We start from the raw sequence: 19,951 nt of genomic DNA on the forward strand, positions 1-19,951 counted from the left end.
TCCCGACCGAACGGGGACTAGGCGGGAACGAGAGCGGTCGTGCGTCGAATGCCCGCCGACAGCAGTGCCGCGATGCCACAGAGCCCGCCCGCGATATACCAGGCCGTGGTGTAGCTGCCCTGCACATCGCGGATTACGCCTGCCCCGGTCGCGGCGATCGCCGAACCGATTTGGTGCGCGGCGAACACCCAGCCGAAGGCAACCGGACCATCCGCGCCGAACAGTTCGCGGCACAGCATCACCGTCGGCGGGACGGTGGCGATCCAATCGAGGCCGTAGAAGATGATGAACACCCACATGCTGGGCTGGGTGTGCGGCGAGAACAACGACGGCAAGATGAGCAGCGATAGTCCGCGCAGGGTGTAGTAACCGACCAGCAGGTAGCGGGGGTCGACCCGGTCGGTGAGCCAGCCCGAGGCGACGGTGCCCGCGACGTCGAAAATGCCGACCAGCGCGAGTAGGCCGGCCGCGGTAGTGGAGGGCATGCCGTGGTCGTGTGCGGCACTGACGAAATGGGTGCCGACCAGGCCATTGGTCGATGCGCCACAAATCGCGAATCCGCCTGCCAACAGCCAGAATCCGGGTCGCCGCGCGATGGTGGCGAGCACGGTCAGCGCACGCATCGCACCGCCGATCGCGGGCGTGCGCAGGCCCACCGAGCTGCCCGCTTCGGCGCCGTAGGCGCAAACACCTGCGTCGCTGGGGAAGTCGCGGATGAACAGCCACACCAGCGGTACCACGGCCAACGCGGCGCCGGCGACGATCAGCGACGGCACCCGCCAGCCGTGATCGTGTGCGACCGCCGACACCAATGGCAGAAAGATCAGCTGCCCGGTCGCGCCCGCGGCGGTGAGCACTCCGGTGACCAGTCCGCGCTGGCGCACGAACCAGCGGCCGGTAATGGTCGCCACGAACGGCATCGACATCGAGCCGACACCGACGCCGACCAGCAGACCCCAGGTCAGCACCAGATGCCAGGGCTGTGACATGAACACCGTCAGGCCGCTGCCCGCCGCGACGAGCAGCAGTGCGCACACCACCACGCTGCGGATGCCGAAGCGGTCCATCAACGCGGCAGCGAACGGCGAAATCAGGCCGTACAACAGCATATTCAGCGAAACAGCCGCACCGATGGTGCCATGCGACCACCCGAATTCCTCATGCAGCGGATCCATCAGCACGCTCGGCACCGACCGGAAAGCCGCAGCACCGAGCAGTGCGACGAACCCGACACCCGCCACGATCCATGCGGGATGCAGCCACGCCCGGTTCATGGAATTGATAGGTCCCTGCGCCGGGGGCGTCTGCAGTTCGGTCACCTGCTGAGCGTGCCGGAATCTCCCTCGGGGAACGAGTGGCCCAGATGCCATTAACCGCCAAGATCGTGCCACTCCGGCCCGACCGGCACCACCTCGACAGCGCACCGACCGACCCTTACTGTGTGGCGGGGGAATTCGACGGAGCGTCGTCGTCGCGTGGCACACAGTCACGCGGCAGGCAAGAGGCGCAGTGCCCCACCAGCGTTCACGCGGTCGTCGGGGCATACCCCCGCAGGACAGAGGAGACAGCATGATTCGGTGGGCCTGGGCCTTCCTCGATCGACCCACGCAGCGTTTCGACGACTGCGCGAGGTTCTGGTCCACCATCACCGGCACCCAGCTCTCGCCCCGCCGCGGCGCGAACGACGAATTCCTCACGCTCCTACCGGATCCCGCATTGTTCGCCGCCGCAGGGGTCAAAATGCAGTCCGTCACCGGCCTCGGCGGCGTGCACATCGACTTCGATGTCGACGACATCGCCGCCGCAGTCCGCATCGCACTCGACCTCGGCGCCGATCTGGTCGCCAACCACCCGGACTATGCCGTCCTGCGCTCGCCGTCGGGCCAGACGTTCTGCTTCACCCCCAGCGGCCGCGCCAAAGGCCAGCCTGCGCCTGCTGTCAGCGCGCCGGACGGGACGCTGACTCGTTTGGATCAGGTGTGCCTGGACATCGGCGCCCCCGATCATGAGGCCGAGTCACACTTCTGGACCGTCCTGACCGGCTGGGAGCACCAGGATGGCAGGCTGCCGGAGTTCTCGCGGTTGCGCGCGAAAGGCCAGCTGCCCATCCAACTGCTGCTGCAGCGCCTCGGCGCGGACCGCCCGACCAGTGCGCATATCGACCTGTCATCGTCGGATATCCACGCCACCGCCGCCTGGCACGAATCCCTCGGCGCGACCCGAATTCAGAATCACGAACACTGGATCGTCATGTCCGACCCCGCCGACGCCACCTACTGCATCACCTCGCGCGACCCCAACGGGGTCTGACAGCTGCCCGCACTCGGCCGAACGCGGACGGCACGCTGATCTGTGACACGGCGAACACCTGGCGGGTGCTGTGTGGTTGCGGTGGCAGAGTACCGGTGTGCCTACGAACCAGACGACGACCGGATCACTGCTCACCGCGTTGTGCCCGGATCTGCGGACGGCGCTGACCCGCGTCCGCTACGACGCGGACACGCTGCTCGAGGTGCTCGGAGCCGACGTGCACGCGGCGCTCGGCCGGTCGGAGCCGGTGCCGGTACGCCGCGCCGCGCGGGACGCCGGCGAACTCGGCACCTTGATCCGGTTGCTGTTGCTCGGCGATGCGCTTCCTCGGCCGAACGTGGCCGCCGCACTCGCACCCGTGGATATCGAGCGCGCCATCGCGGCCGGATTGCTGTACCACGAGGGCGATCTGGTGCGCGCGGCCTTGGACCTGCGCCCCCTGGACGTCGGCGTCGGCACTCGGTGGATCCTGTCCGATCTCGACGACTCCATGCGAAGGCGCACGCTGACCGAAGAGCATGTACTCGGCGTCGGCCACGCTTCGCTGTCGCTGCTGCGCGCGACGCCGACCCGCAAAGTCGGTTCCGTACTCGATCTCGGCACCGGCTGCGGCGTGCAGGCCGTGCATGCGGCCTCCTATGCCGACCGGGTAACCGCTACCGATGTGAACCCGCGCGCGCTGTGGCTTGCCGAAGCGACCGCCGCACTCAACGGCCTCGACATCGAGCTGCTGGAAGGTTCCTGGTTCGAACCGGTGGCCGGACGCCGCTTCGACCAGGTGGTGGCCAACCCGCCGTTCGTGGTCGGTCCCGCCCGCATCGAGCACACATACCGTGATTCCGGCCTCGCCCTCGATGGCGCAAGCGAACTGGTGATCTCCCAGGCCTCCGAGTTGCTCGCCCCCGGCGGCACCGCGGCGATGCTCGCGGCGTGGGCCCACGTGGACGGCGAAGACTGGCGGCACCGCGTGTCGTCCTGGCTCCCCGCGCACGGCGTCGATGCCTGGGTGGTGCAGCGCGATGTCGCCGACCCCGCCTTATATGTGGGCACCTGGCTGCGCGACGCCGGCCTCGATCCGCGTGACCCGGCCGCGCAGGCCCGCGCCGAACAGTGGCTCGACGCCTTCACCTCGGCAGATGTCGAGGGTGTCGGCTTCGGCTTCGTCTACCTGCGCGCCATCGACGGCCCTACGGAGTTACTCGCCGAGGACCTCACCCACGGTTTCGACGACCCGCTCGGCGACGAGGCGACCAGGTATTTCGAGCGCTCGGCCTGGCTGCGCGCCGCAGCGGACAATGAAAACCTGGCCTGGTCTTCACGTTTCGCGGTGGATCCGGCGACCGCGCTGGAACGTGTCTATCTGCCGAGCGAGGATGGCTGGGCCCAGCAGGTCGCCCGGCTGCACCGTGGTGACGGACCGCGCTGGCAGCACGAGGTTGACGAATCCACCATCGCCCTCGTCGCGGGAATGCGGGCGGACGGGATGCCGTTGTACGAGCTGATCGAACTGCTGGCGGTTGCCACCGGATCCGACGAGGTAACCCCGGAGTTCATGGCCGACGCACGGTCGGTGGTGGCCGGACTGGTCCGCCACGGATTGGTGCGGCCCGTCTGACCGACGGCCGCACCGGTGGGTCGGCGGACACGCTCGACAACGAGTGTTCCGATTCCGATTGCTTCTCAGGAACTTCTCAGACGGAAGTAATGGAAACCGCAGTTCAGAGCGGTTTATCTGGGCGGTAGCGGGGAACTTTCTCATTGTCGGGTCCGTTGTTCGGAGTGAGACACCACCGACAGGAGGCAAGTCATGACCAGCCCCGCCACCACTCGTGTGCGCACCAGCGATATGGACCTCGACGCCCAGAGCCCCGCCGCCGACCTGGTACGCGTGTACCTGAACGGGATCGGTCGCACGGCACTGCTCACGGCAGCCGACGAGGTCGAGCTGGCCAAGCGCATCGAGGCGGGCCTCTATGCCCAGCACCTGCTGGAGACCGGCAAACGACTGTCGGCCACGCGCAAACACGATCTAGCCATCGTTGTCCGCGAGGGCCAGTCCGCCCGGTCACATCTGCTCGAGGCCAACCTCCGCCTCGTGGTCTCGCTTGCCAAGCGCTACACCGGCCGCGGCATGCCGCTGCTGGACCTGATCCAAGAGGGCAACCTCGGCCTGATCAGGGCGATGGAAAAGTTCGATTACGCCAAGGGCTTCAAGTTCTCCACCTACGCCACCTGGTGGATCCGACAGGCCATCACCCGCGGCATGGCCGATCAGAGCCGCACCATCCGGCTGCCGGTCCATCTGGTCGAGCAGGTCAACAAGCTGGCCAGGATCAAGCGCGAGCTGCATCAGCAACTCGGCCGCGAGGCCACCGATGCCGAACTCGCCACCGAATCGGGCATTCCGGTCGAGAAGATCTCCGATCTGCTCGATCACAGCCGCGACCCGGTAAGCCTCGATATGCCGGTAGGCAACGACGAAGAGGCTCCGCTCGGCGATTTCATCGAGGACTCCGAGGCCACCTCGGCCGAGTCCGCGGTCATCGCGGGCCTGCTGCACCACGATGTGCGCAGCGTGCTCGCCACCCTGGACGAGCGCGAACAGCAGGTCATCCGGCTGCGCTTCGGCCTGGACGACGGCCAGCCGCGCACCCTCGACCAGATCGGCAAGCTCTTCGGACTCTCCCGCGAGCGGGTTCGTCAGATCGAGCGCGAGGTCATGTCGAAGTTGCGCAAGGGCGAGCGGGCCGACCGGCTGCGCGCCTACGCCAGCTGATCGCAAGGTAATTCGTGCCGGCGACCCCGGCACGCTCATGGCGCCGAGCCACTTCGAGGCCGGTTCGGCGCCCGGCTCGGTGACTGGATCGGTCACCTGGGAACGCCGACCGGTGTACGCGCGTCCCGTCCCCTCCGGATTCGCGCGAGCCGGTCGGCGATGCTTGTTTCCAGCGGCTGGCAGTGCTCATGTGTTTCCTGCTCAGCCCAAGCGCCGCGGGCCCGCGTCGAAACGGCTGGGTTCCGGGCCTATTCGGGCTCGGGCGTAGAGGATCGACGCCGATGCCGACGAGGCGAGAACCGGATCGAAGGACAGTTCACGGATTTCGGGGATGTCGTCGAAGAGGGCCGAAATGCGTTGGGCCAGTTCGGCGAGGGCAGCCTTGTCGACGCGCGGGCTGGCCGGGGTGCCGGACAGCAGTGGCGCGGCGCGCGGCGCATCGATCAAGGCGGTGGCCTCGTCCTCGGTCAGCGGCAGGGCGCGGTAGGCACGGTCACCGAGGAGTTCGATGATCAGACCGGACAGACCGAATTCGATCACGGAGCCGAACGACGGGTCGTCCTGCACGCGTAGCACACAACCGACACCGGGGGTCGCCATCTTCTGGATGTGCAAGACGGGGTCGCCACTGAGCTCCGCCAGATGGGCGTAGGCCTGGCGCACCGCCTCGGGCCGCCACAGATCAAGCCGAACACCACTGAGATCGGGCCTGCGCCGCCACAGTTCTCCCGTGGCCTTGGCCGCCACCGGATACCCGAGTTCTGCTGCCGCAGCGACCGCCTCGTCGGCGTTGTGCACTTCGCGATATTCCACGACGTGGATGCCATAACAGTCGAGCAGGTCGACAGTTTCCTGGTCGGTGAGCCTGCGTCCGGCGGGGTCTGCCATCCATTGCGCCACCAACCCCCTGGCCCGCTCGGTATCGATGTCGTTCGGGCGACGGACCACCGAGACGGGCTTGGTGCGCCACTGCGCGTAGCGCCGCACCCTGGCCAGCGCCCGCGCGGCACGTTCGGGGTCCGGGTACGACGGTATCGAGCCGCGCACTGCCGTCCCGCCGTGCCCGCGCATCGCCAGCAGGTTCGGAATCCCTTGTTCAGCAATGAAAGTGGTCAGGATCGGCTTGCCGGAGTTGGGCACGGCGATAGCGGCCTCGCGGATGGCGTCAGCGAATCCGGCCATCGGCAGCGGCACCGGAGGGGCGAAAACCACTATCACCGCATCGATCTCATCCGAGCGCAGTGCCGCGACCACCGCGTCCAGGTAGGCGCCCGGCGTCGCCTCCGGGCCGAGGTCCACCGGCTCGCCCACCGACTGCTCATCGACGCCGCGCTCGGTCGGACGGGGACGTCGGACGCGCTCGGTCGCGCCACTCGTCGGCCGTCGCACCTCCAACCCTTCCCCGCGGGCAGCATCGACGGCCAGCCAATTCAACGCAGCGCTGTTGCCTACCACCGCCACCCGAGGACCGGCGGGCAGCGGTTGATAGCCCAGCAGCGCTGCACAATCGAACAGCTCCGAGATCGAGTCGACCTGAACGATGCCCGCCTGCGCAAACAGATCCCGCACGATGGAACGGTCCATATCTCCGGTCGGCTGGGCCCGTGCCGCAAGTCTGCCGCTGCTCACCGCAACGATCGGTTTGGTTCTGGCGACTCGGCGCGCAATGCGGGAGAACTTCCGCGGATTACCGAAACTCTCCAGATACAGCAGGATGACCTCGGTGGCAGCGTCGGTGTCCCAGTATTGCAGCAGATCATTGCCGGACACATCGGCGCGATTGCCCGCCGACACGAAGGTCGACAATCCCAGGTTGCGTGCCGCCGCCTCACCGAGAATCGCGGCGCCCAACGGTCCGGACTGACAGAAGAATCCGATGCGCCCACGTCCCGGCAGTAGCGAGGCAAGGGTGGCGTTGAGCGCAACCGCCGGATCGGTATTGGCGATGCCGAGCGCGCTGGGACCGACCACACGCATCCCGTGCCCGCGCGCGGCGGCCACCAAGTCGCGTTCGGCGGCGACGCCGTCCGCGCCGATCTCCCCGAAACCCGCGGTCAGCACCACCAAACCCTTGACGCCCTTCGCCATACAGTCGTCGAGGACCGAATCGATGGCCGCGGCGGGCACGGCGACCACCGCCAAATCCACCTCGTCCGGAATATCGCGCACCGTCGAGTACGCCCGCACCCCGCGTACCGACTTCCGATTCGGATTGACCGGAAACACCGGCCCCTGGAACGCACCGGAGAGCAGATTCGCCAGCACAACCCCACCCACCCGCCCGGTGCCAGGTGTCGCTCCGATGACGGCCACCGAACCCGGCGCAAGCAGATTGCCCACACTGCGCGCCTCCGAGGCCCGCTCACGCGAATCACGCACCGAGAGCAGCGCTTCGGTCGGGTCGATGGCGAATTCCAGGTGCAGCACCGAGCCGTCCCTGCTGCGCTCGACCTGATAGCCCGCGTCGCGGAAGACCGTCACCATGACGGTGTTCTCGGCGAGCACCTCGGCGACGAACGTCTCGATCTTGTTCTCCGCGGCGGCCCCCGCCAGATGTTCGAGCAGAATCGAGCCGAGGCCACGGCCCTGATGCTCGTCGGCCACCACGAACGCGACCTCCGCGGCGCGCGGCCCGGTGCGAGTGAGTAACTCGTAGCGGCCGACCGCGATAATCGCCTCACCGAGTTCGAGCACCAACCCGACGCGGTCGTGGTGGTCCACGTGGGTGGAGCGGTACAGATCCTTGGGCGAGATACGTGGGTACGGACCGAAATAGCGCAGATATCTGGTGCGGTCGGACAGCGCAGCGTGGAACCGCTGCAGGCGGTCGGCGTCGTCGGGAGTGATGGGGCGAAGCCGCACCACACCACCGTCGGAGGCGAGCACGTCGGCGAACCAGTGTTGGGGTGGCGGTGGCGGCACCGCGGGGGTGTTCAAGGAATCCGGGACGGGTGTCGGCTCAGTCACGGGGGTCCTCCGGATCCAGGCCGAGCAACCCGAAGGTCGCTCGGCGCGTGGCCAATACGGCCGTGTCGATGGCACGTTGAGCGCGGTCGAACCGCGCGTCCCCAGTCTCCCCGGTGCCGCCGGGCCCGTCCCATCGGCGATAGGCGATGTCGCCACCGTCACCCATGGTCCGCGGCAGGTCGACGGCAGGCGCTTGGACCCGGACACGGTCGAGCCAGTCCTGCGGCACTGCGGTTTCCGGTGTGACGGTGCGGTCGAGCGCGGTCGCCAGCAGGTGCGTCCAGGCCCGCGGCACCACCCGGACCAGGCCGTATCCACCGCCGCCGACGGCAAGCCAACGGCCTTCCGCATGTCGGTCGGCCAACTCCCGCATAGCGAGAAAAGCCGCGCGCTGGCCGTCGACGGTGAGCTCGAGATCGGCCAACGGATCCTCGCGATGGGTATCGACGCCGCATTGGCTGACGATGATCTGTGGCCGGAAGGCCGCCACCGCACCGGGCACCACCGCGTGGAAACCGCGCAGCCACTGGGCATCTCGGGTGCCGGGCAACACCGCAAGATTGATCGCGGTGCCCTCGGCGGGACCACTGCCGGTCTCCTCCGGCCATCCGGTGTTGGGCCACAGTGTGCCCGGATGCTGATGGATCGAGATGGTGAGCACCCGCGGATCGGAGTAGAAGGCCCGCTGCACGCCGTCGCCGTGATGCACGTCCACGTCGATGTAGGCGATACGGTCGAAGCCCTGATCGAGCAGCCATGAGATGGCCACGGCCACGTCGTTGTAGATGCAGAACCCGGCGGCCGAATCGGCCATCGCGTGATGCATACCGCCACCGATGCTGACTGCTCGCCGCGTGCGACCCGCCGCGATTTCGCGGGCCGCGGCAAGGGTGCCGCCCACGACTACCGATGCGGCCTGATGCATCCGCGGAAAAATCGGGTTATCCGACGAACCGAGTCCGTGGTCCGGTGCCAGCGGCGAGCCGACCGGCACGGTGGCGTGCGCCACGGCCTCGATGTACGCGGAGGTGTGGATGCGCAGCAGATCCGCGACCTCGGCTGCGGCGGGCTCCAACCGCTCGATACCGTCGAGCAGTCCGAGACTTTCCGCCAACGCCATGGTGAACTTCAGCCGCGCCGGTTTCATCGGATGCTGCGGCGTCCAGGCGTAGTCGAGGAACCGGTCGGTCCAGACAACGGTTCCGGTAGCAGTGGCCATGGTTGCCACGCTAGAGCGTTTCGAGCCGCTTGTCGGTGCGGGCAGGTATAGAAGCGCAGGTGTCGATCGAGTTGTCGACACGCTCCATCGGGAAGCTAACAACCCCACAGGTTGTTCGTATGCAGTAGAACTACAGGCAAGTGCGAACACGGCGACACCGCCGTGCGCCGACAGGATTCCCGCAGCACAGTGCATTGGATCGTGACACCGGAGCGCGAGACGGTCCGGCGCACGGTGGTACCGCTGTGCGTGGGTAGAATTCGTGCCGACGAAGGGGTTATACAGGTGAAGGATCTGGTCGACACCACGGAGATGTACCTCCGTACCATCTACGACCTCGAGGAGGAGGGCGTGGTGCCCCTGCGCGCCCGGATCGCCGAGCGCCTCGAGCAGAGTGGTCCGACGGTGAGCCAAACAGTCGCTCGTATGGAGCGCGACGGTCTGCTGTTGGTCGCCGGTGACCGTCATCTCGAGCTGACCGACAAGGGACGCAGCATGGCTGTCGCGGTGATGCGCAAGCATCGCCTCGCCGAACGCCTGCTGGTCGACATCATCGGCCTGGACTGGCAGAACGTGCACGCCGAGGCGTGCCGCTGGGAACACGTTATGAGCGAGGATGTCGAGCGGCGACTGGTCGAGGTGCTCAACCATCCGACCACCTCCCCCTATGGCAACCCCATCCCCGGCCTCGACGAGCTGGGCATCATTCCGCCCACCGGCTCCGAGGAGACCCTGGTGCGACTGTCGGATCTGCCGCACGGGCAGGTCCACGCGGTCGTGGTGCGCAGGCTCGCCGAGCACATCCAGACCGACCCCGAGGTCATCGGCCAGCTGCGCGAGGCGGGCGTGGTGCCCGACGCACGTGTGACGGTCGAGACCAAGCCGGGTTCGGTCGTCATCACCGTGCCGGGCCACGAAGGTTTCGAGCTCTCGGACGAAATGGCCCACGCCGTCCAGGTGAAGCTGGTCTGACACATGAAACTTCTGGTCACCGGCGGGGCAGGCTATGTCGGCGGGGTGTGCGCACAGGTCCTGCTCGAAGAAGGTCACGAGGTCGTGGTGGTCGACGACCTGTCGACTGGCAATGCCGACGGCATCCCGACCAACGCCCGCTTCGTCGAGGGTGATGTCGCCGTAGCCGCACCCGCGCTTCTCACTGCCGAAACCTTCGACGGCGTCCTGCATTTCGCCGCGCAATCGCTGGTCGGCGAGTCTGTGCAGCAGCCGGAGAAGTACTGGCATGGCAACGTGGTGAAGACACTGGAACTGCTGGAGGCGATGCGCAATACCGGCACGCCGAGGCTGGTGTTCTCCTCGACCGCGGCCGTCTATGGCGAGCCCGAACAGGTGCCGATCACCGAGGATGCGCCGACCCGCCCGACCAACCCGTACGGCGCGTCGAAGCTTGCCGTCGATCACGCCATCACCTCCTACTCGAACGCGCACGGACTGGCCGCGACCAGCCTGCGCTACTTCAACGTCGCGGGCGCTTACGGCGGTCTCGGCGAAAACCGGGTAGTGGAAACTCATCTCATCCCCCTCGTATTGCAGGTCGCCCTCGGGCACCGCACCGCGATCTCGGTCTTCGGCACCGACTGGCCCACCCCCGACGGCACGGCGGTCCGCGACTACATCCATATCCGCGACCTCGCCCAAGCCCATCTGTTGGCGTTGGAAACCGCCGAATCGGGCACGCACCGGGTGTTCAATCTCGGCAGCGGCACCGGATTCTCGGTCCGCGAGGTGATTTCGGCCTGCGAACGTGTCACCGGCCTCCCGATCGCCGCACAGGATGCCCCGCGCCGCGCGGGCGATCCCGCGACCCTGATCGCCTCCAGTGATCGCGCGGTCGCCGAACTGGGCTGGCTCCCGAAGCACAACGATCTCGACGAGATCGTCGCCGACGCATGGGAGTTCCTGCGCGCCTTGGGTTCCCGCGCCCACTCGGCACCCTAGGCGAGCACCGGGGAAGCAGACCAACCGACTCGGCTCATCCGGGGCCGCGTGCGCAACGATCGACCTGCTGTCCCGCCGACCGCTCGCGGACCTGGCGTACACCATTCCACGGCCGGAGCACAGCGCGGCCAGGCCGTCTACGCGACGTGCCGGCAGCCGCGGTGGCCCCGCCTCGACCATTCAGCACAACTCGATGCCGAGATCGGCTGCGGTCTCCAGACCTGAGCGAGCCAGTCTGCGCAGCTGATCCGGCCGCATACCTGCATGCAGCGCAGTTTCCAACAGCATCGCCATCGGGTGTGACGGGTCGGCCTCCAGCGCCGCGTGGAAGGCGATGCCCGCCAGCGGGCCGTCACCGCGGACATAGGCGCTGTAACCGAGCAACGCGGCGGCATCGGCGCGATCGGAGTCCGACAGCACTCGGACCAGCTCGGCCCACAGCCGCTCCGCCGAAGCGGCGTGGTCCCCGACCGCCAGTGCGAACAGCGCATCACGGACCACTCGATCACGCAGTGCAGCAGCCAGCTCCGCCAGTTCTCGTGCCGTGAGCCTGGTACCGAATTCGGTATTGGCGATCTGCCACAGCACATGCTCGAGCATGCGGCGGTGATAGCCGTCCGGATCGCCGCGCCGGACCGCCCTCGCATACCGCTCGCGGGCGGTGGCGACCGCATCCTCGAGCTGGGCCGCGACCTGTGAGCGCAGTGCCCCGTCGGCGGCCACGATGGCGGTCAGCTCCGAGCGGGTGCGGTGGATGGGCCTGCCGTCGAGGACATGTGCCACCGTCACCATCGAGGTAGCCGGATCTGGCAGCGCCCCATGCCGTTCCGCGTCCGGCAGGCTCCACCATCGCTCATCCTTGGCTATCGCGCGGACGGCCCAGGCGCCCCCGAGGATGACGCCGTGATCGTCGACGAGCCGCCGGGCGAAGGTGGCGATCAGTGCGCGGTGCGACCCGGTACGGGTGACGCGGCGAGCGTCGGAATGCTGTCGTGCCGGTGCACGATCGCGGTCGTCGACGATCACCGCCAGCACCTCACTCGCGTTCTCGCCGTGGCAGATCCGTCCGACCTGCTCCGCGAACACCGCCGCCGCCCCGCATCGGCCGCGGTCGCCCTGTTCCAGATCGAACCGGACCACCGCGTCGATGATCGGGATGTCGACGTGCTCAGGAGCGGCGCGCAGCACCGTGACGACGAGCGAGCGCTCGGGCACGAATCCGACCATCGCGGGCAGCGCCGCTATCAATTCACCCGGATCGTCGATGCGTAGCTGTATCGGCGCCGCAGGCTCGAACCGCGGAGGTTGCTCGGCGCAAGTGAGGGTGCGGCGCAGGCGATCGCCGAAATCCTCGGCTGCGGCAGGGTTAACGGGAGTGGTCATGCATCGAGCGTGCGCTCGCCTGTACCCATGCCCCAGAGGCCGACCAGGGTTTTACACCGCCCTGGGGAAAACTCTTGTCCTGGGGGCGAATATGCCTTGGCGCCGGGACAGTTGCCGACCTTGTCGGTGCCGCCTGCTACTGTCCGTCGCCGGTCATGCTGTGGCCCCTGCCTATGCCTGCTTGACCCGCTGCACCGCCGTCGTGAACAACTTGTCCAACGCGGCCGTGTCCGGTTTTGCGTCACTGAAGGACATATACGTCACCGCAATCCGCACGTCACCGACCTGACCAGTCAACGTCTGCATGGATTGGGTCAGCCCGGCTTCGCCGACCTCCGGCGCCACGGTGCGTCGCAACGCCAGCGCGTCATCGGCGTCGATCGGCGGCGGTGGCTCCAGTCGGGTGGTGACGGTCGTGGTGGCGCCTGCTCGGGCGACCTGCATCGTTTCGCACCTCTTCAGCTGGTTGCGCAGCGCAGACAACGGCAGATCGTTCCTGGTCAGCTCGACGGTGAGGGTGGCGCGGCTGTCGTTGTCGGTGCCGACCGCGATGGCCGTCCGATCCGGGCCGGACCGTTGCACGGGCGGCAGGCAGCCCTCGGGCCGCACGGTCGAACCCCGCCCGATGCCGGTGAGATCACCTGCGGCCTGTGTAGCTGCCTCCGGCGGCAGCACGACCGCCGGATACCGGGCCGGAAACTGCGCGGGATCCGGTAACAGCGCCGAAAGTTGGGCGCCGATGTGGCGCTGTACATCGGTCGGTGTGGTCACGACCGGGTGACCGGTCACCGTCGATGCACAGCCGACAAGCAGCAGCACACCCGCAACGACAGGCAGCCAGCCCGACATCGCGAATTCGAGTTGCCCCCTGCGCATCGAATCGGGCACAGTCACCCGACCACTGTGCCAAATTCCCGGTGCCCGACCGCGATGCCACGCCGTGCGCGGCCGACGCGGGAATGCGGCGGGTAACACGGCGGTTGGCTGTTGATATGGGTCGGTGTCCGGCCGTGAGCGCGACCGTCTGCGCCATGGGGGACAATGGACAGTGGTTCGCCCGCTGCGAGACGGCAACACGCCGAAGACCTGGAAGTTCTTCGGATAGCTTGCGGCTCGCATCGGTGGACCGCGCAGGAAGGAGTACGCGATGGACCACGAGTCGCGAATGTACGAGTTGGAGTTCCCCGCTCCGCAGCTGTCATCCGACGATGGCTCGGGTCCGGTACTGGTGCACGGACTGGAAGGCTTCACCGATGCCGGGCACGCGGTGCGGCTGGCGACTACGCACCTGCGCGAGAGCCTCGAAAGCGAACTGGTCGCCTCGTTCGATGTGGACGAGCTGTTGGACTACCGCTCGCGGCGCCCGCTCATGACGTTCAAAACCGATCACTTCTCCGATTACGCCGAGCCCGAGCTCAACCTGTGGGCACTGCGCGACACCGCGGGCACGCCGTTCCTGCTGCTTTCGGGCCTGGAGCCGGACCTACGCTGGGAGAAGTTCACCACCGCCGTGCGGCTGCTCGCCGAACAGCTCGGCGTGCGACGCTGCATCGGGCTGAGCGCGATTCCGATGGCGATCCCGCACACCCGCCCGCTCGGCATCACCGCGCATTCCTCCGACAGCGACCTCATCGGCGAGCATCAGCGCTGGCCGGGCGAGTTGCAGGTGCCGGGAAGCGCGTCCTCGCTACTGGAATATCGAATGGCGCAGCATGGGCACGAATCCGTCGGCTTCTCGGTGCATGTGCCGCACTACCTCGCACAGACCGCCTACCCGGAGGCCGCGCAGACGCTGTTGGAGAACGTCGCGGGCAATGCGGGCCTGGAGATTCCGCTGGCCGCGCTCGGCGAGGCCGCCGCCCGGGTGCGCGAACAGGTCAACGAGCACATCGCAGGCAACTCCGAGGTGGAGACGGTCGTGCACGCGCTGGAGCGCCAGTACGACAGCTTCGTGACCGCACAGGAACGCCAGTCGAGCCTGCTCGTCGGCGACGGTGAATTGCCCAGTGGCGACGAGCTCGGCGCGGAGTTCGAGCGCTTCCTGGCCGAACAAGGCGGCTACGACGGCAACGCCGAGGGCGACGAGACCAAGTAAGGGATTCAGCGCCGATCACCGGGCGGTCGGCCACCCGAAGGTAGCCCGTAGGGTGGTCGGAGTGGATCTGACCGAACTGCTCGAGATACCGGGAACCGACGCCGACGCACTGTACGAGTCGTTCGGGGCCTGGGCGGCCGAGCAGGGCACGCCGTTGTATCCCGCACAGGACGAAGCGCTGCTCGAGCTGGCGTCCGGATCGAACGTCATTTTGGCCACCCCGACCGGCTCCGGCAAATCACTGGTCGCCGTCGGCGCACACATGTTCGCACTGACAAGAGGTCAGCGCACCTACTACACCGCCCCGATCAAAGCCCTGGTCAGCGAGAAATTCTTCGCACTGTGTGAGGTGTTCGGCGCCGACAAGGTCGGCATGGTGACCGGCGACGCCGCGGTGAACCCGCAAGCGCCGATCATCTGCGCGACCGCCGAGATCCTGGCCAACATGGCGTTGCGCGAAGGCGCGGCCGCCGATGTCGGCCAAGTGGTGATGGACGAGTTCCATTTCTACGCCGACCCCGATCGCGGCTGGGCCTGGCAGGTGCCGCTGCTGGAGCTGCCGCGCGCCCAATTCCTGCTCATGTCGGCCACCCTGGGGGAGGTCGACTTCTTCGCCACCGACCTGGAGCGTCGCACCGGCAATCCGACCGCCGTGGTCGCGGGCACCGAACGCCCGGTGCCGCTGAGTTATTCGTATGCGCGCACGCCCATCACCGAGACGCTCGAAGACCTCGTCACTACCAACCAGTCCCCCGTCTATGTCGTGCACTTCACCCAGGCCGCCGCGCTCGAACGCGCCCAAGCACTGACGAGCGTGAACTTCGCCACCCGCGCCGAAAAGGACGCCATCGCTACCGCGTTGGGCGATTTCCGCTTCTCCTCGGGCTTCGGCAAGACGCTGTCACGACTGATCCGCCACGGCATCGGCGTGCACCACGCGGGCATGCTGCCCAAGTACCGCCGCCTGGTGGAACGCCTGGCCCAGGACGGACTGCTGAAGGTGGTGTGCGGCACCGACACCCTCGGCGTCGGCATCAATGTGCCGATCCGTACGGTGCTGCTCACCGGCTTGACCAAATACGACGGCGTGCGCACCCGCAGACTCAAAGCCCGCGAATTCCATCAGATCGCCGGTCGCGCGGGCCGCGCGGGATTCGACACGCTGGGCACGGTCGTCGTGCAAGCGCCCGACCACGAGGTGGAGAACACCAGGCTGATCGCCAAGGCAGGTGACGATCCGAAAAAGCAACGCAAGGTGGTGCGGCGCAAACCGCCGGAGGGCTTCGTGTCCTGGAGCGAAGAGACCTTCGACCGCCTGGTCGCCGCGGCCCCGGAGCCGATGGTGTCGCGCTTCGCGGTCACCAACTCCATGCTGCTCAACGTGATTGCCCGACCGGGCAACTGCTTCGAGGCGATGCGTCACCTGCTCGAAGACAATCACGAGCCGCGCCCCGCACAGCGCCGCCATATCCTGCGCGCCATCCGCCTCTATCGGGCACTGCGCGATGCCGGTGTGGTGCAACAGCTTCCGGAGCCGGATGCACAAGGCCGCAGAGCCAGGCTCACCGTGGACCTGCAACGTGACTTCGCCCTCGACCAACCACTGTCGCCGTTCGCACTGGCGGCACTGGAGCTGCTGGACAAGGAATCTCCCGTCTACACCCTCGAGGTCGTCTCACTCATCGAGTCGACACTGGAGGATCCGCGCCAGCTACTGATGGCCCAACAGCACAAGGCCCGTGGCGAGGCGATCGCCGAGATGAAGGCCGACGGCATCGAATACGACGAGCGCATGGAACTGCTCGAAGAGGTCACCTGGCCCAAACCGCTTGCCGAGCTGATCGATCCGGCCTTCGAAACCTACCGCGGCGGGCATCCGTGGATGTCGGAGTTCGCGCCGTCGCCGAAGTCGGTGGTGCGCGACATGATCGAACGTTCGATGACCTTCGCCGAGCTGATCTCACACTACGAGCTGGCCCGCTCCGAGGGTGTCGTGCTGCGCTACCTGGCCGACGCCTACCGCGCATTGCGCCGCACCGTGCCGGAATCGGCCCGGACCGAGGACCTCGACGACATCACCGAATGGCTCGGCGAACTCGTGCGTCAGGTGGACTCGAGCCTGCTCGACGAATGGGAGCAGCTCACCAACCCGGGCGCGGAGACCGACGCCGACCAGCTCGCCTTCGGCGCCGAGACGGTTCGCCCGATCTCCGCCAATGAACGCGCCTTCCGGGTGATGATCCGCAACGCCATGTTCCGCCGCGTCGAGCTGGCCGCCCTGCGCCGCTGGGATCTGCTCGGCGAGATGGGCAACGGCCCGGACTGGGAAGCCGACCTGGCCCCGTATTTCGCCGAATACGACCGCATCGGCACCGGTCCCGACGCGCGCGGTCCGCGACTGTTCCAGGTGGAACAACGCCCCGAGTTCTGGCACGTACGCCAAGTGCTCGACGACCCCGCAAACGACCACGGCTGGGCCTTGGAAGCGATCGTCGATCTGGCCGAGTCCGATGCCGCAGGTGAGGTCGTATTCGACGAGGTCACGGTGTCCGCGGGGTGATCATGGTCAAGGTGTCGCCAACGAGTTCGTTATCGGGGCCATTGCGCTGATACTCTCTCGCGCGGTGCCTGAATGAAGGCAACAGCCCAAACCATGGAGAGTTCCCTTAGATTGACCAGTTCAAACCTGCCCGAATCACCCTTCTTGGTCATCGACCCCGAGCGGGTGCGCGATAACTTCCGCGCACTCCACACCGCGCTACCCAGCGCGCGAATTCGGTTCGCGGTCAAGGCAAGTCCGGTTCCGGAGCTCATCGGGCTGCTGGCGCAGGAGGGTGCGGAGTTCGACGTCGCCAGCGTCGGCGAGATCGAACTATGCCTGCGTGCGGGCGTCGACCCGGCACGGATGTGCTACGGGAACCCGATCAAAAAGGCCGCCCACATCGCGGCTGCCGATGCCGCAGGTGTGCGCCGCTACGCCTTCGACACCGAGGACGACCTGCTGCGTATCGCCGCACACGCCCCGGGCTCCGCGGTCGAATGCCGCTTCCTGTCCGCGGCCCCCGAATCCAAGACGCCGTTCGGCACGAAATTCGGCTGCAGCCCCGCCGAGGCGTTACGCCTGCTGGTGCGCGCCCGCGATCTCGGGCTGATCGTGGCCGGACCGTACTTCCACGTCGGTTCCCAACAGCTGGACCCCGAGGCCTGGCGGATCGGCATCGAGCAGGCCGGAAATATCGCTGCGGCATTGGCGGATAAAGGCATTCGGGTCGAGTCGGTGAACATCGGCGGCGGTTTGCCCATTTCCTACGTCGAGGCGGCGCCTGCGCTCGACGACATCGCGGCCGTTGTTGCGGCCGCGACCGTTGAATTCCTGCCCGAGACCGCCGGCCTCGTCATCGAGCCCGGCCGTGCGCTCGTGGGGTCAGCGGGCACTATTCACGCCGAGGTGGTCGGCGTGCGCATCGCGCCGGATGGACGGCGCTGGGTGTATCTCGACATCGGCCGCTACAACGGGATGGCCGAGACAGAGAACGAGTACATCGCCTACCGCTTCGTCACCGAACGTGACGGTGATCCCGTAAGCGAGGCGGTGGTGGCCGGTCCGACCTGCGACGGCGACGATGTACTGTATCAACGCACGCGAGTCCTCCTTCCGACCACGTTGCGAGCCGGTGATCGCATTCAGATCCTCGACACCGGCGCCTATACCGCGAGCTATTCGTCGGTGTCCTTCAATGGTTTTCCGCCCTTGACCGTTCATGTCTCGGGCGCTGAGCGAGAGTGAGTTGCCCCATGACGGCGGAATTCACCGGCTGGCACGTGCTGGCCGAGTTCGGTGGTGTCGACGCGACCCTCTGCGATGACCTCGAACGACTCGAAGCGGCGTTGCGAAAATCGTTGATCGCCGCGGGAGTCACGATCTGCGATGTCGTGCACAAGAAATTCGAGCCGCAGGGTGTCACTGTGCTTGCGCTGCTGTCGGAATCACATGCCTCCATCCACACCTACCCGGAGTCGGGTGACATCTTCGTCGACGTCTTCACCTGTGGGAGCATCGGTGAGGGCGCCTCGAAAGCCGTGGAGCTGCTGCGGGATGAGTTGTCGCCCAAGGAAGTTCGCATGTCGACCATCCGGCGCGGCCGAGCCGGGCATCGGGTCGAGGAGCCGGTCGGCGACGGCCTGACCCGCATCTGGGATGTCTCGGACGTCATTGTCGACACCCACACGCCCTTCCAGCACATGCTGATCGCGAAGACCGAGCAGGGCATCAGCCTGTTCTCAGACAACGATCGGCAGTCCACCGAGTTCTCGCAGCTCACCTACCACGAGGCAATGATGGTTCCTGCCTTCGTGCTGGCCGAGAAGCTGGAAAACGTGCTCATCATCGGTTCCGGTGAGGGCGTGGCAAGCCAGATGTCGGTGGCGGCGGGTGCGACCCACGTCGACCACGTCGATATCGATCGACTCGAGGTCGAGCTGTGCGCCCAGCACCTGCCCTACGGCTACACGACCACGGAGCTGACCGCGGCGGTCGCGGGCGAGGGCCCGGTCACGGTGCACTATGCCGACGGCTGGGACTTCCTCGCCGATGCGGCCGAGGCAGGCACCCGCTACGACGTCATCGTGATCGACCTGCCCGACGAGCGCGTCGAGGACGCGCAGCACAACCGCCTGTACGAGGCGGAATTCCTGCAGCGATGTCGAGCCCTGCTCGCACCCGGTGGTGTGCTGTGTGCGCAGGCCGGTTGCGCGACCATGTGGCGCAACGAAACCCTCAAGCGGTCCTGGCAGCGCTTCCACGAGCAGTTCGGCACGGTCGTGCACTACGGCAGTGACGAGCACGAGTGGTCGTTCCTGTTCGGACTCGTCGAGCCGATCGCCGACCCGGTGCAGGCCATGACCGACCGGCTGGTCACGCTGCCCTACCGTCCGGAGACAATCGACGATCGCGCCCTGGTGCGCGGTGCCATCGAGCCGCACGCACTGCGCGTGCAGCAGTAGTCCTCGAAAACCGAGACGCACCGGCTCCCTGCGAATTCACCGCGGGTGCCGGTGCGTTCGGGCAGGTCGGTCACTAGGGCCGCTGCCCTGACAGGTTCGCCCTGGATACCGTCGCCACCGGCACGGCAGGTTCGGACTCCGGGCCCTGCGTCGGCTCCACGAGCGGGTTCGACTCCTCACCGGTGGGCCAGAAGACTCGGCCGTTCTTCTGAATCCGGAGGGTAGCTCCCTCGACATACCA

At 67.2% G+C, this 19,951-nt stretch carries 14 protein-coding genes; 9 read left to right on the forward strand and 5 right to left on the reverse strand.

Translation table 11 applies throughout. The features are described from left to right. Positions 1–17: 17 nt before the first annotated feature. Entirely contained in the window at positions 18–1,274 is a 1,257-nt protein-coding gene (locus AB0M74_RS05350; protein WP_364901972.1) for an MFS transporter, read from the reverse strand. A 295-nt stretch (positions 1,275–1,569) separates the two neighbouring features. On the opposite strand from AB0M74_RS05350, the gene AB0M74_RS05355 reads away from it, so the two are divergent. The 3 genes from AB0M74_RS05355 (at position 1,570) to AB0M74_RS05365 (ending at position 5,086) form a co-directional block, all read left to right on the forward strand. Further along, positions 1,570–2,310 (forward strand): VOC family protein, encoded by a 741-nt coding sequence (locus AB0M74_RS05355; protein ID WP_364901825.1) that lies wholly within the window; start codon positions 1,570–1,572, stop codon positions 2,308–2,310. Positions 2,311–2,407: 97 nt separating this feature from the next. Further along, positions 2,408–3,925, forward strand: coding sequence for a methyltransferase (locus AB0M74_RS05360; RefSeq protein WP_364901827.1), 1,518 nt, complete (start codon positions 2,408–2,410; stop codon positions 3,923–3,925). A gap of 192 nt (positions 3,926–4,117) precedes the next feature. After that, the gene (locus AB0M74_RS05365; protein WP_364901829.1) at positions 4,118–5,086 is read left to right on the forward strand and encodes a sigma-70 family RNA polymerase sigma factor; all 969 of its coding nucleotides are present in this window, start codon (positions 4,118–4,120) and stop codon (positions 5,084–5,086) included. A 201-nt stretch (positions 5,087–5,287) separates the two neighbouring features. Here AB0M74_RS05365 and AB0M74_RS05370 read toward each other — a convergent pair whose 3' ends face one another. Together AB0M74_RS05370 and AB0M74_RS05375 are read right to left on the reverse strand one after the other, a co-directional pair. Further along, the gene (locus tag AB0M74_RS05370) at positions 5,288–8,053 is read right to left on the reverse strand and encodes a GNAT family N-acetyltransferase (RefSeq protein ID WP_364901831.1); all 2,766 of its coding nucleotides are present in this window, start codon (positions 8,051–8,053) and stop codon (positions 5,288–5,290) included. Continuing rightward, a complete protein-coding gene (locus AB0M74_RS05375) occupies positions 8,046–9,272 on the reverse strand; it encodes an acetoin utilization protein AcuC (protein ID WP_364901833.1) in 1,227 nt (408 codons plus the stop codon). The genes AB0M74_RS05370 and AB0M74_RS05375 overlap by 8 nt, the downstream gene beginning before the upstream one ends. 285 nt (positions 9,273–9,557) lie before the next feature. On the opposite strand from AB0M74_RS05375, the gene AB0M74_RS05380 reads away from it, so the two are divergent. Together AB0M74_RS05380 and galE are read left to right on the forward strand one after the other, a co-directional pair. Continuing rightward, a complete protein-coding gene (locus AB0M74_RS05380; RefSeq protein ID WP_328413207.1) occupies positions 9,558–10,244 on the forward strand; it encodes an iron dependent repressor, metal binding and dimerization domain protein in 687 nt (228 codons plus the stop codon). Positions 10,245–10,247: 3 nt separating this feature from the next. Continuing rightward, positions 10,248–11,228, forward strand: coding sequence for a UDP-glucose 4-epimerase GalE (gene galE / locus AB0M74_RS05385; RefSeq protein ID WP_364901836.1), 981 nt, complete (start codon positions 10,248–10,250; stop codon positions 11,226–11,228). Between the two features lie 180 nt (positions 11,229–11,408). On the opposite strand, the gene AB0M74_RS05390 is transcribed toward galE, so the two are convergent. Both AB0M74_RS05390 and AB0M74_RS05395 read right to left on the reverse strand, forming a co-directional pair. Continuing rightward, positions 11,409–12,611 (reverse strand): DUF4192 domain-containing protein, encoded by a 1,203-nt coding sequence (locus AB0M74_RS05390; protein WP_364901838.1) that lies wholly within the window; start codon positions 12,609–12,611, stop codon positions 11,409–11,411. Positions 12,612–12,782: 171 nt separating this feature from the next. Beyond that, on the reverse strand, positions 12,783–13,505 hold the full coding sequence (locus AB0M74_RS05395) for a sensor domain-containing protein (protein ID WP_364901840.1): 723 nt from the start codon (positions 13,503–13,505) through the stop codon (positions 12,783–12,785). Positions 13,506–13,758: 253 nt separating this feature from the next. On the opposite strand from AB0M74_RS05395, the gene AB0M74_RS05400 reads away from it, so the two are divergent. The 4 genes from AB0M74_RS05400 (at position 13,759) to speD (ending at position 19,710) form a co-directional block, all read left to right on the forward strand. Next, positions 13,759–14,706, forward strand: coding sequence for a PAC2 family protein (locus AB0M74_RS05400; RefSeq protein ID WP_364901842.1), 948 nt, complete (start codon positions 13,759–13,761; stop codon positions 14,704–14,706). A gap of 61 nt (positions 14,707–14,767) precedes the next feature. Beyond that, complete coding sequence (locus AB0M74_RS05405) at positions 14,768–17,266, forward strand: DUF3516 domain-containing protein (protein WP_364901844.1); 2,499 nt, start codon at positions 14,768–14,770, stop codon at positions 17,264–17,266. Between the two features lie 126 nt (positions 17,267–17,392). Continuing rightward, positions 17,393–18,493 carry a type III PLP-dependent enzyme gene (locus AB0M74_RS05410; RefSeq protein ID WP_364901974.1) on the forward strand — a complete coding sequence of 367 codons (1,101 nt, stop codon included), beginning with the start codon at positions 17,393–17,395 and terminating at the stop codon, positions 18,491–18,493. A gap of 8 nt (positions 18,494–18,501) precedes the next feature. Further along, complete coding sequence (gene speD, locus AB0M74_RS05415; RefSeq protein WP_364901846.1) at positions 18,502–19,710, forward strand: adenosylmethionine decarboxylase; 1,209 nt, start codon at positions 18,502–18,504, stop codon at positions 19,708–19,710. The last annotated feature ends 241 nt before the right edge of the window (positions 19,711–19,951 follow it).

The organism is Nocardia sp. NPDC051463, assembly GCF_040681975.1.
Lineage (GTDB): Bacteria > Actinomycetota > Actinomycetes > Mycobacteriales > Mycobacteriaceae > Nocardia.

Coding starts and splice junctions, on each gene's coding strand:
- AB0M74_RS05350 (WP_364901972.1), bottom strand. CDS start 1,274: ATGAACCGGGCGTGGCTGCATCCCGCATGGATCGTGGCGGGTGTCGGG.
- AB0M74_RS05355 (WP_364901825.1), top strand. CDS start 1,570: ATGATTCGGTGGGCCTGGGCCTTCCTCGATCGACCCACGCAGCGTTTC.
- AB0M74_RS05365 (WP_364901829.1), top strand. CDS start 4,118: ATGACCAGCCCCGCCACCACTCGTGTGCGCACCAGCGATATGGACCTC.
- AB0M74_RS05375 (WP_364901833.1), bottom strand. CDS start 9,272: ATGGCCACTGCTACCGGAACCGTTGTCTGGACCGACCGGTTCCTCGAC.
- galE (WP_364901836.1), top strand. CDS start 10,248: ATGAAACTTCTGGTCACCGGCGGGGCAGGCTATGTCGGCGGGGTGTGC.
- AB0M74_RS05390 (WP_364901838.1), bottom strand. CDS start 12,611: ATGACCACTCCCGTTAACCCTGCCGCAGCCGAGGATTTCGGCGATCGC.
- AB0M74_RS05400 (WP_364901842.1), top strand. CDS start 13,759: ATGGACCACGAGTCGCGAATGTACGAGTTGGAGTTCCCCGCTCCGCAG.
- speD (WP_364901846.1), top strand. CDS start 18,502: ATGACGGCGGAATTCACCGGCTGGCACGTGCTGGCCGAGTTCGGTGGT.